This window comes from Massilia sp. MP_M2, assembly GCF_039123635.1.
Classification (GTDB): domain Bacteria; phylum Pseudomonadota; class Gammaproteobacteria; order Burkholderiales; family Burkholderiaceae_D; genus Telluria.
Genome location: NZ_JBCHJF010000007.1, coordinates 208,123 through 222,577, shown reverse-complemented (window position 1 = coordinate 222,577; position 14,455 = coordinate 208,123). Strand labels below are relative to the sequence as shown.

The following is a 14,455-nucleotide window of genomic DNA, read 5'->3' as shown; positions in this document are numbered from 1 at the left end:
TGACTGCAACATCATCCGGCACGCGACCGGCACGGTGTCAGGCCAGCCGCTCCAGTACCGCCTCGAGCTGCTGCGCATCGTACGGCTTGGCCAGAATCGCGTCGGCGACGTTTGATGCGTGACTTGCCCCGCTGGCAAACGCGATGCGCGTCTGCGGCAGGTGCGCCTTGATCTTCATGGCCAGTTCGTCGCCCTGCATGCGCGGCAGGTGCAGGTCGGTCAGCACGATGTCCGGTACCCGGCCCAGCAACGCCAGCGCCGCTTCGGCGTCGGCCGCTTCCAGCACCTCGTATCCCATGAATCGCATGAGTTCGGCCGTGTTCTCGCGGATGGCGTCGTCGTCTTCCACCAGCAATACGCGCGCCTTTGCTGTCACTGGCGCCGCCACAGTGGCCGGCGCCGGCAGACTGGCCGCCAGCAGCGCATTCTTCTGCTGCTGGTTCGACAGAACATGCCGTACCTTGCGCGCCAGGTTGTCGCGCGTGTACGGCTTGCCCAGCAACTCGACGCCGGCGTCGAGCCGACCGCCGTGCACGATCGCGTTCTCGGTATAGCCCGACGTGAACAGCACCGCCACGTTCGGCAAGCGCTCGCGCGTCTTTTTGGCCAGCTCGGGACTGCGCAGCGGCCCGGGCATCACGACGTCGGTAAGCAACAGATCGATGTGGATGCCGCTGTCGACCACCGTCAGCGCGGCGCTGGCGTCGTTGGCGCGCAGCACGCGGTAACCGAGGTCGGTGAGCATGTCGACCACCGTCAGGCGGACCTGCTCGTCGTCCTCGACCACCAGCACCGTCTCGTGCCCGCCCGTGACCGGCTGCAGCAGCGGCTCGCCCGCATGGTCTTCCATCTGCAGGGTGCGGGGCAGGTAGATCTTGATCGTGGTGCCTTCAGCGACTTCGCTGTAGATCTTGACGTGGCCGCCCGATTGTTTGACCAGGCCATACACCATCGACAGGCCCAGACCCGTGCCTTTTCCTTCGGGCTTGGTCGAGAAGAACGGCTCGAACGCCTGATCGATGACGTCCTGCGGCATGCCGCTGCCGGTGTCGCTCACGGCCAGCATCACGTACTGGCCGGGCGCTACCTCGGGGTGCCCCACGCAGTAGGTGTCGTCGAGCGCCGCATTGGCCACTTCGAGCGTCAGGCGTCCGGCGCCCTCCATCGCGTCGCGCGCATTGATCGCCAGGTTCAGGATCGCGTTCTCGAGTTGCGCCGGGTCGACCTCGGTGGTCCAGAGGCCGCCCGAGATCACCATCTCGATGTCGATCTCTTCGCCCAGCGCGCGGCGCATCATGTCTTCCATATTGGCCAGCAGGCGCCCGATTTTGACCGCCTTCGGTTCGAGCGGCTGGCGCCGCGCAAACGACAGCAGGGAGCTGGCCAGCTTGGCGCCCCGTTCGACGCCGCTCATTGCGTTCTGGACGCGCTTCTGGATCTCGGGCAGGCCGTCGGCGCGGCGCGCGATCAGTTGCAGGTTGCCGCCGATGACCTGCAGCAGGTTGTTGAAGTCGTGCGCCACGCCGCCGGTCAGTTTGCCGATCGTTTCCATCTTCTGCGACTGCTGCAACGCCGCCTCAGTGCGGCGCATGACGTCCAGTTGCGCCAGGTCGGCGCTGATGTCGCGGCCCACGGCGTGCACGTACTGCAGGTCCGGCGAGGCGGTCCACGCTAGATTGCACCACGTGCCGTTCTTGCGCTGCCAGCGGTTCTCGAAGCGGTACACCTGGCCGCCCAGGCGCAGCGCCTCGATCTGCTGCGCCGTCACGGCGCGGTCGTCTGGATGCACGAGCGCGAGCATCGGCGTGCCCAGCACCTCGGCCTCGGTCCAGCCGAGGATGGTCGTGAAAGCCGGATTGACGGCGAACAGCGTGGCCTGCAGGTCGGCCACCAGCATGATGTCCTTCGACAGGCGCCACATGCGGTCGCGTTCTGCCGTGCGGCGTTCGACCCGTTCTTCCAGGCTGGCATTCGACAAGGCCAGCGCGTCTGCCGCGCGCTTCTGGTCTTCGATGTCGATGCTGCTGCCGATCCAAAGCGATGCCTCGCCCGCCTCGCCTGGTGAGCGGTGCGCGCGCACCAGGTGCCAGCGGTACTGGCCGTCGTGGCGGCGCAGGCGGATCTCGGTATCGATCGATGCGCCCGTTGCCACGCTCGACTCCCACACGGCGCGGTAGCGCGACAGGTCGTCGGGATGCACGATCGCCGTCCAGCCCTGGCCGAGCACTGCGTCGGGCGAGCCGCTGCAGCCGGCGTAGTCGCGCACCCGGTCGTTGATCCACTCGACGCTGACGTCATCATGCGCAGCCCACACGTGGTTCGGCATGGCCTGGGCGAAGGTGCGAAAGCGCGCCTCGCTCGCGCGCAGCGCGCGCTCGGCGTGCACCCGCTCGGTCACGTCGTTGCCAAGCACGAAGGTGGCAAACACGGCGCCGTTGGCATCGCGCAGCGGTTGCAGCACGAAGTCGACGAAGGTGCGGATCAGCCCATCCTGGCCAGGGTTGTTCAGCACGAGTTCGATGCTTTCGGCGCGAAACACCGTGCCATCGGCAAAGCTGCGATCGAGCTGCTCGACGATGCCGTGCGCGGCCAGCTCGGGCACAGCCTGCGCGACCGGCATGCCCAGCAGCGGGCGGTCGCCGGTCAGGATGCGGTAGGCGTCATTGGCCAGCGCGTAGCGGTGCTCGGGGCCATCGAGCAGGCAGATGAAGCCCGGCGCCTGCTCGAACATCGTGTGCAGGCGCGCGCGCTCGGCCTGGATGTGGCGTTCGGCCTTGACCTTGCTCGAGGTCTCGACCACGATCGCCATGACGCCGGCAATCACGCCGTCCCCGTCGCGGATCGGCGAATAGTCGAGGTTCATCCAGACCTGCTCGGGCGCGCTGCTCCGGTGCAGCGTGAGTTCCTGGTCGCGGTAACTCAGCGTGCCGCCGGCCAGCCCGACCCGCATTACGTGGTCGTTGAACGCCGCCACCTCGGGCCAGCCTTCGCGCACTTTTGAGCCGAGCAGCGCTGGGTGGCGTCCGCCCGCGACCACCCGGTAGGCGTCGTTGTAGATCATGTAGCCGTCCGTCCCCCACAACGTGGCGATCGGCGTCGGCGTGGCCATGATCAGGGCGACGGTCGTCTTGAGCACGGTTGGCCAGGCGTCGATCGGGCCCAGATCGGTGCTCTGCCAGGGATAAGCCAGAATCAGACGCGAGGTTTCGTCGATTTCGGGCAGGAAGGGCAGGCTGGCTGGCATCGTCGGTAAAATGCTAAAAAAGGAACGCTGGTATTTTACACTTGGACCGATGCGCAGTTCGGCATTGTTATTCGATAGCAAGATTCTGGAGCAGTTATGTGTGTGAATTACCACCCCCCGACGCCCGAGATGTTCAATGGCCGCATTGGCGCATTCAGCCAGTTGCCGCGCGACTGGCAGTGGCCTGAAGAAACGTGGAAGGATTACGACGCCCCGATCCTGTGCGCTGCACCCGGGCTGGCGCCACAGGCTCGTGTGGCGAGCTATGGCATGGTCCCGCGCCGCCACATCCCGCCTGACGTGAAACCGTTCGATACGATGAATGCGCGCGCCGAATCGCTGGTCGCGCGCCGTTCGTTCGCGTCGGCCTGGCGCCGCCTGCAACTGTGCGCGGTGCCGATGCTGTGGTTTTACGAGCCCTGCTACGAAAGCGGCCGCGCCGAACGCACGGCGATCGGCATGCGCGACAAATCATTGTTCTGGGTGGCGGGGCTGTGGCGCGAATGGCAGGAAGCCGACGGCAGCATGACCAGTGCCTTTACGCAGATCACGATCAACGCCGACACGCACCCCTTGATGCGCCGGATGCACCGGCCGGGCGACGAAAAGCGCTCGCTGGTGCTGCTGGGAGACGACGAGGTGGGCGACTGGCTGGGCAGCCGCGACCTCGATGTGGCACACAGCTTCCTGCGCCATTTTCCAGCCGAGGCGATGACGGCGTGGCCGGCGCCGCTGGCCCCCAGGCGGCCGGCTGCGCCAGCTGCGCCAGTTGCGGCGCCGGTGCCAGTCAATGGCGAGCTGTTCTGATCAGCGCAGCAGGCAGGGGCGCTTGTTGTCGAACTTCCAGTCGCGGATCAGGTACTGCATCGCCACCGCATCGTCACGTGCGCCCAGGCCCAGGTTCTTGTAGGCCCCGTGCGCGGCTTCGAGCTTGCCGGGATCGAGTTCGATGCCCAGGCCCGGGCGCGCCGGTACCTGCACCATGCCGCCCTCGATGCGTGGCGGCTCCTTGGTCAGGTGCTGGCCATCCTGCCAGATCCAGTGGGTGTCGATGGCCGTGACGCGCCCGGGCGCGGCGGCGCCCACGTGCGTGAACATCGCCAGCGAAATGTCGAAGTGGTTGTTCGAGTGCGAGCCCCAGGTCAGGCCGAACATCTCGCATAACTGCGCCACCCGCACCGAGCCCTGCATGGTCCAGAAATGCGGGTCGGCCAGCGGGATGTCGATCGACTGCAACTGGATCGCATGGGCCATCTGGCGCCAGTCGGTCGCGATCATGTTGGTGGCCGTGCGCAGGCCCGTGGCGCGGCGGAACTCGGCCATCACTTCGCGGCCCGAGTACCCGTTCTCTGCGCCGCACGGGTCTTCGGCGTAGGCCAGGATGTCGTGCTTGTCGCGGCACACGCGGATGGCGTCGGCCAGCAGCCAGCCGCCATTCGGGTCGAGCGTCACGCGCGCCTGCGGGAAGCGCTCGTGCAGCGCGATGATCGCTTCCATTTCTTCATCGGCCCCCAGCACGCCGCCCTTGAGCTTGAAGTCATTGAAGCCGTAGCGCGCGCGCGCCGCTTCGGCCAGGCGCACGATGGCCTGCGGTGTGAGCGCCTGTTCGTTGCGCAGGCGCAGCCAGGGATCGACCGCATCGGCCTCGCTGCGGTAACCCAGCGGCGTCTTGCCGCTGTCGCCCACGTAGAACAGGTAGCCCAGCATTTCGACCGCCGTGCGCTGCTGGCCTTCGCCCAGCAGCGCCGCCACCGGCACGCCCATGAACTGGCCGAGCAGGTCGAGCATCGCCGATTCGACGGCCGTGACGGCGTGAATGGTCGTGCGCAGGTCGAACGTCTGCAGGCCGCGGCCGCCAAGATCGCGGTCCGCAAACGCGCTGCGCATCGCGTTCAGCACCTTGTTGTAGTCGCCCAGCGTGGCGCCGATGACGAACGGGCCGGCATCCTCGATGGTCTGGCGGATCTTTTCGCCGCCGGGCACTTCGCCCAGGCCGGTATTGCCGGCGCTGTCGGTCAGGATCACGATGTTGCGGGTGAACCAGGGACCGTGCGCGCCGCTCAGGTTCAGGAGCATGCTGTCCTGGCCCGCGACGGGGACGACGCGCAGGCTGGTGATGACGGGGGCATTCGCCGAAGTAGTGGACATGATGGGGCTGCTCGAAAAATGGGTTGATCGGGTCTTGCGTCAGTCCAGCGTGATCTTGCCGTTGATGATCACTTCGCGCCAGCGGGCCAGTTCCTGCGCCTGGAAGGTGGCGAACTGTTCGGGCGACGAAGCCACGACCTCGAAACCCTGTTCGGTCAGTTTGGCCGCAAGCTGCGGATCGTGCAGCGCGCCCGTGATCGTCGCGTGCAGCGTAGCCTTCACATCTTTCGGTAAACCCTTCGGCGCCGCGATGCCCTGCCACGAATAGACGTCGACTTCCTTGACGCCGGCTTCGCCCAGCGTCGGCACGTTCGGCAGCACCGCCGAGCGCTTGCTGCCCGTGACCGCCAGGGCCTTGAGTTTACCGGCCTTGATGTGGCTGAGCACGACGTTGATGTTCTGGAAGGACGCGTTGGCGTGGCCACCCAGCAGGTCGGTGATCGCCGGTGCGCCGCCCTTGTACGGCACGTGCAGGCCCGAGGTGCCGGTCTTTTGCCAGAACAGCGCCGTCGTCAGGTGGTCGGAGCTGCCGGCGCCGGACGTGGCGAACGTGATCTTGTCGGGATTTTTCTTCAGGTAGGCGACGAAGTCCGCGACCGTGGTGGCTGGCACGGTGGCATTTGTCACCAGCACGTTCGGCGCCTGCACGGCCACGGTCAGCAGGTCGAAGTCCTTCGACGGATCGTAGGGCAGCGTCTTTTGCAGCAGCGGGTTGACCGAATACACGCCGATCGACGCGACCATCAGCGTGTAGCCATCGGGCGCCGCGCGCTTGACGTAGCCGCCGCCCAGCGCGCCGGTGGCGCCGGGGCGGTTGTCGACGACCCACGGCTGACCGAGTTTGGCGCTGACCTTCGGGCCGATCGCGCGCGCGATGGCATCGGTGGAGCCGCCCGCCGGGAACGGCACGACGACATTGATTGCCTTGTCAGGAAAACCTGCTGCCTGCGCGCCACCTAGCATTGCCAGTCCCATGAGCAGGGATGAAGCCTTGGTACGGATCGTCATTGTGTCTCCTCGTTGTTATCGTGTTTGACTCAGAAGCTGTGGCGCAGGCCCAGGTTGTAGGCGGTGTCGCCGCTGCCCGATTCGGTATTGTTCGCCACCGTGTAGCCGGCGCCGTTGCGGTTGTCGACGTGGCCGTAGGCCGCGTACAGGCCGCTGCGCTTGGACAGCGCGTACAGGTAGCCGATGCCCCAGGCATTGGCATCCTGATTGAAACGGGTGCGGTCGTCCTTGTGCAGGACCGATGCCAGCAGCGTGCCCCCCATGACCGGCGCCGAGATGCCGAGCAGGTAGCTGCGCCCATCAAGCGATGGTGTCGGCCGTACGCCGCCGTACGGATTGTTGGCGTTGATCAAGGGCGCGGCGTTGTCGCCCCTGTCGCTGCTGATCCCCGAATGCAGCTTGATCCAGCCGGCGTTGTACGACGCTGCGAGCAGGATGTTGCGGCCGATCGACCGATCCACTCCAGGTGCCGCGCCATTGGCGGCGACATCGGTATTCTTGTTGTTGTAGACGAGGCGCACGGCCAGCGGGCCGGCCGCGTAGCCAATCGCGCCGCCGAACTGGCGGCCTGCGGCCGCGCGGCTTTGCTCGCCCACGCTGTAGGCCAGTTCGCCATCGAAGCCATTTTTCTTTGGCGTGGCGTAGGTGATCGTGTTGCTGGTGCGGATATTGGTACCGCTGTGGGGAAACAGGCTCTTGGCGCTGCCCGCATAGCCGGTGTTGAACGGGTCGACGATCGAGACCATCGCCGTGTGATACGGCGTGTACTGGCGCCCGAGCGCCAGCGCGCCGAACTTGCCGCGCAAGCCAACGTAGGCCTGGCGATTGAAGATGGTGCCGGCAGCATCGATTTCGCCGGTGTCGATCTTGGTGCCGCCTTCCAGCGTGAAGAAGGCGGCCATGCCGTCGCCCAGTTCTTCCACGCCGCGCAGGCCGAAGCGCGATGCGGCGGCGGCGCCGCTGGTGACCTTGGTGACGCGGCCGGCCGACCCGCCATCCTCGACAACGATGGCGGCGTCCACCAGGCCATAGAACGCGACGGACGTTTGGGCATGGGCCGTGCCGGCACCCAGTAACAGGACAAGCGCTGCTGCTGTTTTCAAGACTGTCTCCTTTTTTATGTGGTCGGACCTTATGTGATCCGTACGCAGCCTTTGGCGTTGCACGCCTCGGGCTGGGGCCATCATAAAGCGGAGATCAATGCCGAATCAATCCAAAGGGTGACGCCGGCAATTCAGGAATTGAATCAATGCTGCCATCACGATGAATGGAACGATGACAGCACCCGGTCCTTGAGCAGTGCAAGGACAGGATTGTCGTTGTCGCGCCGGTAGGTGGCGACGAGGTGCACCGGGTCAGTGATCACCTTGCGCAGGACGATGCCTTCGAACTTCAGGCGCGCCGCGCCTTCCGCGATCAGGGCCGCGCCCATGCCGGCGCCGACCAGGGCCAGCATCGTGTGCACTTGGCCAATATGCTCGACGATGTCCGGTACCACGCCGGCCCTGGCGAACCGTTCGCTCAGCATCTGGTAGAACGGCCGCGCCTCGTACGGCGAGTACATGACGAACGGCTTGCCATGAACGCAGGCCAGCGTCGGGGCCTCGGGCCACAGGTGTGCGTCGCTTTCCTGGATGGCCAGCATCAGCGACTCGGTCACCATCAGGATGCTTTCCAGTTCGCTGTTGATGGTGTGGGGCCGCATCAGGCCAAGGTCAATTTCACCTGCATTCAGGGCTTCGACCTGCGCCGTGCTGACCAGCTCCTTGAGATTGAGGGCGACCTCGGGACAGGCCAGGCGGATACCGCGCACGACGGCCGGCAGCAGGCTGTAGCCCGACGCGGCGCTAAAGCCGATGGTCAGCGAACCCTGTTCGCCGCTGGCGGTGCGGCGCGCCTTGACTGCGGCTTCCTGCGCCAGGCGCAGGATGCGCGTCGCTTCGGGCAGGAAGGCTTTGCCGGCCGCGGTCAAGGTGACGGAGCGACTGGTACGCTCGAGCAGGGCCACGCCCACGCTGTGTTCGAGCAGCCGCACCTGGCGGCTCAGTGGCGGCTGCGTCATGTTCAGGCGCTCGGCCGCGCGGCTGAAGTGCAGTTCCTCGGCGACCGCGACGAAGCAGCGCAGCTGGCTGATTTCAAACAAGGGTTACCTCTTCACCAGAATACGGCGGGTCGCCGGGCGATTAGTGTAACCGGTGAAGGATGGATCAAGCCCCCGGGTTACAAGCCGATGTACTGGCGGTAAAAACGGCTGCCCAGGCGCGTGAGCACTTCGTAGCCGATCGTCCCGGCCTGCGCCGCCACGTCGTCCACCGTCTGCTGCGCGCACAGCAGGTCGACGCTCTGGCCCGGCGCAATGCGCTCTTCCTGCACGCCGGTCACGTCGAGCGTGATGCTGTCCATCGACACGGTGCCGACAAACGGCACGGCAACGCCGTCGACATAGGCGTATGAGCGGCCGCTCAGCGCGCGCAGCCAGCCGTCGGCGTAACCGATGGCGATGGTCGCGATGCGGCGCGGGCCGGGCGCCACGTAGCGTGCGCCGTAGCCGACGATGTCGCCCGCGTCGATGCTGCGCAGCTGCACCACGCGCGCAGCGAGCGACACCGCCTGCGCCAGCGGATTGACGCCCCCCGGCTGCGGGTGGATGCCGTACAGCGCCGCGCCCGGGCGCAGCAGCTCGTGATGGAAGGCCGGGCCGAGGAACACGCCCGATGAATTGGCCAGGCTGGCCGGCACGCCAGGAAACAGTGCGCGCACGGCATCGAAACGCTGGCACTGGCGCGCATTGAGCGGATGCTGCGCTTCGTCGGCGCAGGCCAGGTGGCTCATGATCAGTTGCGGGCGCACGCCGTCCAGCCAGGCAGGGTCCTGGCGCAGGCGCTCGACATCCGCGCCCGCCAGGCCCATGCGCGCCATGCCCGTATCGAACTGCAGCGCGGCCGGCAGCACGCGGCCAGTTTCCCGCGCCAGCGCGCGCCACTCGTCGAGCTGGCCCGGATCGTTCAGCACCGGCACCAGGTCGTGCGCCAGGCAGTCACGCGCGGCGCCCGGCATCACGCCGTGCATCACATAGATGGTGGCCTCAGGCGGGACCATCGTCCGCAGGCGCATGCCTTCGTCCAGGTGCGCGGTGAAGAACGTGCGGCAGCCCTCGGCCACCAGTGCGGCGGCCACCGGCGCCATGCCCAGGCCATACGCATCGGCCTTGAGCACGGCGCCGCATTCAGCGCTTCGTTGAACGCCGGCGCCGAGGGTGCGCAGATGGCGGTAATTGGCCCGCACCGCGTGCAGGTCGACGGTCAGGTACGCGCCGGCGCGCGCTGCGGACGGCATCGCTTACGTCCGCGCCAGTTCGGCACCAGCGGAGACGTCGCGTGCACCGGCGTAGCGGAATACGGCCAGGTCGTCGGCGCGGATCGCCGGCGTCTTGCCGCCAACCAGGTCGGCGATGACGGTCGCCGAACCGGCCGCCATCGTCCAGCCCAGCGTGCCGTGGCCGGTGTTGAGAAACAGGTTGCGAAGCCGCGTGGCGCCGACGATCGGCGTGCTGTCCGGGGTCATCGGGCGCAGGCCGGTCCAGAAACTGGCCTGGGCGGTGTCGCCCGCGCCGGGGAACAGGTCGTTGACCACCAGTTCGAGCGTTTCGCGGCGGCGCGGATTGAGCTCGAGGTTAAATCCCGATAGCTCGGCCATGCCGCCCACGCGGATGCGGTCGTCAAAGCGCGTCACGGCGATCTTGTAGGTTTCGTCGAGGATCGTCGAGACGGGCGCGCGTGCCGCGTCGACGATCGGCACCGTCAGCGAGTATCCCTTCATCGGATACACCGGGACCGGGAACCAGCGCTGCAACAGGGCGCGCGTGTGGCTGCCGGTGGCCAGCACGTACTGCTCGGCGGTAAACACGCCCTTGTCGGTGACGATGCCGGCGATCTCGCCACCGGCTTCTTCCAGGCGACGCACCGTGGTGTCGAATTCGAAGCGCACACCCAGGTCGCGCGCCATGGCGGTCAGGCGGGTCGTAAACAGCTGGCAGTCGCCCGTTTCGTCGTTCGGCAGGCGCAGGCCGCCCACCAGCTTGTGGGCCACATTGGCCAGCGCCGGTTCGGCCGTGGCCAGCTGCGCACCTTGCAGTACTTCGTACGCCACGCCGGCGTCGCGCAGCACCTCGATGTCCTTGGCGGCGCTGTCGAACTGCTGCTGCGTGCGAAACAGCTGCACGGTACCTTGCTGGCGGCCTTCGTAGGCAATGCCGGTGTCGCGCCGCAGCTGGCGCATGCAATCGCGGCTGTATTCGGCCAGGCGCACCATGCGCTCCTTGTTGACGGCGTAGCGCGCCGGGTCGCAGTTGCGGTACATTTCCCACATCCACTGCAGCTGGAACAGCGAGCCGTCGGGCTTGATCGACAGCGGCGCGTGGCGCTGGAACAGCCACTTGGCGGCCTTGAGCGGAATCCCGGGCGCGGCCCACGGCGAAGCGTAGCCGGGCGAGATCTGGCCGGCATTGGCGAAACTGGTTTCGAGGGCGGGACCCGGCTGGCGATCGATCACGGTGACCTCATGCCCGGCCAGGGCCAGGTAATACGCGGTGGTGACGCCGACCACGCCGCTGCCCAATACGATGACACGCATAATTTCCTCGAAAAGAATCAGGATTTGGTAAAGCTTGCCATCGTAACGCTAGAAGCCTGATAATTGTTTCTGTTAATACGGCAGTTTTCAGCAAAAATTACGGAGTTTGCCCATGCGCGTACAAAAGGCCTCGAATCGCATCCTCGACCGCATCGACCTGCACATCCTGGCGGTGCTGCAGCAGGATGCGCGGATCGTCATGAAAGACCTGGCCGAGCAGGTAGGACTGTCGCTCACGCCCTGCATCGAGCGCGTCAAGCGCATGGAGCGCGACGGCGTGATCATGGGCTACTACGCGCGCGTCAATCCGCAGGCCCTGGGCATGCAGATCCTGGTATTTGTCGAGATCAACCTGCACCAGAAGTCGGACACGGCCTTCGAGCGCTTCCGGCGCGCGATGCTGGCCATTCCCGAGGTGCTCGAATGCCACCTGGTGTCGGGCGACTTCGACTATTTGATCAAGGCGCGCATCCCCGAGATGTCCGAATACCGGCGCCTCTTGGGCGAGATCCTGCACGTGGCCGATGCGGGCCAGTCCAAGAGCTATGTGGTGATGGAAGAACTGAAAGAAACGCTGGCGCTGTCGATTCCGCGCTAGCGCGCTCCCCTGTGCTACCCAACAGGCGACGCACTATACTGGTCGGACCATCCAACCACCCATGGAGTGCCCGTGAACACCCTGACGACTTTGCTCGGCATCCGCCATCCGATCATCCAGGCGCCGATGGCCGGCTTCGGTACGCCGCAGTTGGCGGCAGCCGTGACCGGCGCTGGTGGTCTGGGCTCGCTCGCGCTGGGCGCCGGTACGGCGGCGCAGGCCGAGAGCGCGATCACGGCGCTGCAGGCACTCACGAGCGGTCCGTTCAACGTCAATCTGTTCACGCACGCGCCGGCGCAGCCCGACGCCGCGCGCGAGGCGCGCTGGCTCGATCACCTGGCGCCGCACTTCGCGCGCACGGGCCAGGCGCCGCCGGGCACGCTGCGCGAAATCTACCGCAGCTTCCTGGCCGACCCCGACATGCTCGACGTGCTGGTGCGCACGCGCCCGGCCGTGGTCAGCTTTCATTTCGGCGTGCCGACAGCGCAGCAGATCGCCGCGCTGCACGGCGCCGGCTGCGTGCTGATGGCAACCGCCACCAACCCGGCCGAGGCGCGCGCCATCGAGGCAGCCGGCATCGACATCGTTGTCGCGCAAGGCTACGAGGCGGGCGGGCATCGGGGCGTCTTCGATCCGGCGCTGCCCGACCCGGCCCTCGGCACGTTCGCGCTGGTGCGCCGGCTGGCAAAGGCGGTGCGTATCCCCGTGGTCGCGGCCGGTGGCATCATGGACGGGCAGGGGATCGGCGCCAGCCTGCGCCTGGGCGCGAGTGGCGTGCAGATGGGGACGGCCTTCCTGGCCTGTCCGGAAGCGCAGACGTCAAAGCATTATCGCGCGCTGTTGACGCAACCCGACCTTGGCACGGCGGTCACCGCGACGATTTCGGGCCGACCGGCGCGCGGCATCATCAATCCATTCTTCAGCACGATCGGTGCGCCCGGGCATCCGCCGGTTCCCGACTATCCGATCGCCTACGACGCCGCCAAGGCGCTGCATGCCGCTGCCAGCAGCCAGGGCATCGACGACTATTCGGTCAACTGGGCCGGGCAGGCGTATGCGCTGGCGCGCCCGATGCCGGCAGCGCAGCTCGTGGCGCTGCTGGTCGAAGAAATGGGCGCTGCGCACGAAGCATAAGATGGCGCGCAAGCCCGACCTGCCGCTGCACGAGGTGCGCCGCTTCATGGAGCCGGGACCGGTAGTGCTGGTCACGTCGGCCCATGCGGGCGAGCTCGACGTGATGGTGATGGGCTGGCACACGTTGATGGAATTTTCGCCGTCGCTGATCGGCTGCGTGATCTCGTCCGCGAACCACAGTCATGGCCTGAAGTGATAGCGGCGCGCGCGGCGGCGCGGCCGCGGCATCCTGAGACGCTGCATTACAAGGGCGATGGCACGTTCATGGTGGCGGGCAATGTGATCCGGCGTCAGCGTGACGGTTTGACGTAGTTGCGGCGCTTCAACGCCCCCGCGAGGTGACTGCCCTGGCGACCCGCAGGCAGGCTGGGGATCGTTGCCAGCGCGAGGTCGGTGCAGAGGCGATGCAGTGACAGCAGGTCAAGCAGCGCCGCGACCAGCCGCCGGCCAATTGTGATGTCGCCGTCTTCGACCAGTGGCAAGGCACGGTGCAGCGCTGCCAGGATGACGGCGTTGTCAGCCAGATGCTCGTGCAGGCGCTGATAGCCGAGCAATTCCATCATCGCTTCTTCATGCCGGAATCCCGCTTCGACAAGGGCTACCAGCACGGGAAATTCGCGCACGAAGCTGGCGTTCGGCATGCCGGACGGATCAAGCGCGCCCGCCAGGCGCGCGCACAGGCGGCGCCGCGCATGGCGCAAGGCGGCGCCGATGGCACCCGCCGCACCGCCCGGAAAATGGCGAAAGGCCATGGTGTGAGCAGTGTGAGCTCAGCAAGCGCTCAGTGAGCGCTCAGTGAGCAATCAGCAGCGGCACCGGCGCGCTGCCGAGCAGGTCGCGCGTCACGCCACCCAGGAACCATTCGCGGTAGCGGCTGTGGCCAAAGGCGCCGGTAACCAGCAGGCCTGCGTGGACCTCGCGCGCCATGCCGATCAGCGCGTCGCTTTCCCGTGCACGGGTATGGGCGACGGCCACATTGACCGTCACGCCGTGACGCGCGAGGTACAGCGCCATATCCGCACCCGGTTCTTCGCCGTGCAGGTCGGACTGGTGTTCTGGGTTGATCAACCCGAGCGTGACGTTGGCGGCGCGCGTGAGCAGGGGCAGGGCAGCGCTGATGGCGCGCTGGGCCGGCATCGAGCCATCCCACCCAACCAGCACGTTGCCGGGAATTGGCGCGCCGGCGTAAGCGGGGGGCACCACCAGGACCGGGCGTGTGCCACCCAGCGCCAGGGACTGCGGCAAGCCGTGCTCGGTGCCAAAACGGTCGTTGGCGTCGGCCTGGCTGACGACGATCAGGTCGGCATAGCGCGACTGCAGCAGCAGACCGTCGAGCGTGCTGCCTTCGAACAGGCGCGCTTCGGTGCCAACGATGCCGAGGCGCTGCGCCTGTTCGATAAACGCGTCAAGGCGGGTGCGGACGTCGTCGCGCAGCGCCTCGAACGCGCGGTCGGACAACGGCGCGGCCATGCCGCCATTGAGCACCGCGTAGCTGGCCAGCGAGATGCCGGTAGCGCCGGCGCCGACCAGATGGGCGCCGTGCATCTCGGCCAGCACGGCCGCCGCGCGTAACCGGTTGGCCTGACCCGCACTGCCGTCGATCTGCACGAGGATGGTCTTGAACATGGTTGACTCCGTTCGTATGGGACGTGCAACGAGGCACGACGAGAAAATCATACGCCCGGCGCGCG

General features: G+C 66.8%; 13 protein-coding genes. 4 read left to right on the top strand and 9 right to left on the bottom strand.

From position 1 onward, the window contains the following. Nucleotides 1-37: 37 nt before the first annotated feature. On the bottom strand, nt 38-3,244 hold the full coding sequence (locus tag RCH14_RS16340; RefSeq protein ID WP_343027154.1) for a PAS domain S-box protein: 3,207 nt from the start codon (nt 3,242-3,244) through the stop codon (nt 38-40). A gap of 96 nt (nt 3,245-3,340) precedes the next feature. On the opposite strand from RCH14_RS16340, the gene RCH14_RS16335 reads away from it, so the two are divergent. Next, on the top strand, nt 3,341-4,051 hold the full coding sequence (locus RCH14_RS16335) for an SOS response-associated peptidase family protein (protein WP_343027153.1): 711 nt from the start codon (nt 3,341-3,343) through the stop codon (nt 4,049-4,051). On the opposite strand, the gene RCH14_RS16330 is transcribed toward RCH14_RS16335, so the two are convergent. From RCH14_RS16330 to RCH14_RS16305, 6 genes are all read right to left on the bottom strand, one after another. Beyond that, nucleotides 4,052-5,392, bottom strand: coding sequence for an enolase C-terminal domain-like protein (locus tag RCH14_RS16330; RefSeq protein WP_343027152.1), 1,341 nt, complete (start codon nt 5,390-5,392; stop codon nt 4,052-4,054). Nucleotides 5,393-5,431: 39 nt separating this feature from the next. Further along, the gene (locus RCH14_RS16325; protein ID WP_407070086.1) at nt 5,432-6,400 is read right to left on the bottom strand and encodes a Bug family tripartite tricarboxylate transporter substrate binding protein; all 969 of its coding nucleotides are present in this window, start codon (nt 6,398-6,400) and stop codon (nt 5,432-5,434) included. 29 nt (nt 6,401-6,429) lie between these two features. Then, on the bottom strand, nt 6,430-7,503 hold the full coding sequence (locus RCH14_RS16320; protein ID WP_343027151.1) for a porin: 1,074 nt from the start codon (nt 7,501-7,503) through the stop codon (nt 6,430-6,432). A gap of 155 nt (nt 7,504-7,658) precedes the next feature. Beyond that, complete coding sequence (locus RCH14_RS16315) at nt 7,659-8,543, bottom strand: LysR family transcriptional regulator (RefSeq protein WP_343027150.1); 885 nt, start codon at nt 8,541-8,543, stop codon at nt 7,659-7,661. A 77-nt stretch (nt 8,544-8,620) separates the two neighbouring features. After that, nucleotides 8,621-9,736, bottom strand: coding sequence for an alanine racemase (gene alr, locus RCH14_RS16310; RefSeq protein WP_343027149.1), 1,116 nt, complete (start codon nt 9,734-9,736; stop codon nt 8,621-8,623). A 3-nt stretch (nt 9,737-9,739) separates the two neighbouring features. Beyond that, on the bottom strand, nt 9,740-11,032 hold the full coding sequence (locus RCH14_RS16305) for a D-amino acid dehydrogenase (RefSeq protein WP_343027148.1): 1,293 nt from the start codon (nt 11,030-11,032) through the stop codon (nt 9,740-9,742). A gap of 112 nt (nt 11,033-11,144) precedes the next feature. Here RCH14_RS16305 and RCH14_RS16300 point away from each other — a divergent pair, with 112 nt between their 5' ends. The 3 genes from RCH14_RS16300 to RCH14_RS16290 all read left to right on the top strand — a co-directional run bounded on the left by RCH14_RS16300 (nt 11,145) and on the right by RCH14_RS16290 (nt 12,960). Further along, nucleotides 11,145-11,630 (top strand): Lrp/AsnC ligand binding domain-containing protein, encoded by a 486-nt coding sequence (locus RCH14_RS16300; RefSeq protein WP_343027147.1) that lies wholly within the window; start codon nt 11,145-11,147, stop codon nt 11,628-11,630. A gap of 72 nt (nt 11,631-11,702) precedes the next feature. Beyond that, the gene (locus tag RCH14_RS16295; RefSeq protein ID WP_343027146.1) at nt 11,703-12,764 is read left to right on the top strand and encodes a nitronate monooxygenase; all 1,062 of its coding nucleotides are present in this window, start codon (nt 11,703-11,705) and stop codon (nt 12,762-12,764) included. Between the two features lies 1 nt (nt 12,765). After that, on the top strand, nt 12,766-12,960 hold the full coding sequence (locus tag RCH14_RS16290) for a hypothetical protein (protein ID WP_343027145.1): 195 nt from the start codon (nt 12,766-12,768) through the stop codon (nt 12,958-12,960). A 94-nt stretch (nt 12,961-13,054) separates the two neighbouring features. Here RCH14_RS16290 and RCH14_RS16285 read toward each other — a convergent pair whose 3' ends face one another. Beyond that, the gene (locus RCH14_RS16285) at nt 13,055-13,516 is read right to left on the bottom strand and encodes a hypothetical protein (protein WP_343027144.1); all 462 of its coding nucleotides are present in this window, start codon (nt 13,514-13,516) and stop codon (nt 13,055-13,057) included. 40 nt (nt 13,517-13,556) lie between these two features. Then, the gene (locus RCH14_RS16280; RefSeq protein WP_343027143.1) at nt 13,557-14,390 is read right to left on the bottom strand and encodes a universal stress protein; all 834 of its coding nucleotides are present in this window, start codon (nt 14,388-14,390) and stop codon (nt 13,557-13,559) included. Between the last annotated feature and the right edge of the window lie 65 nt (nt 14,391-14,455).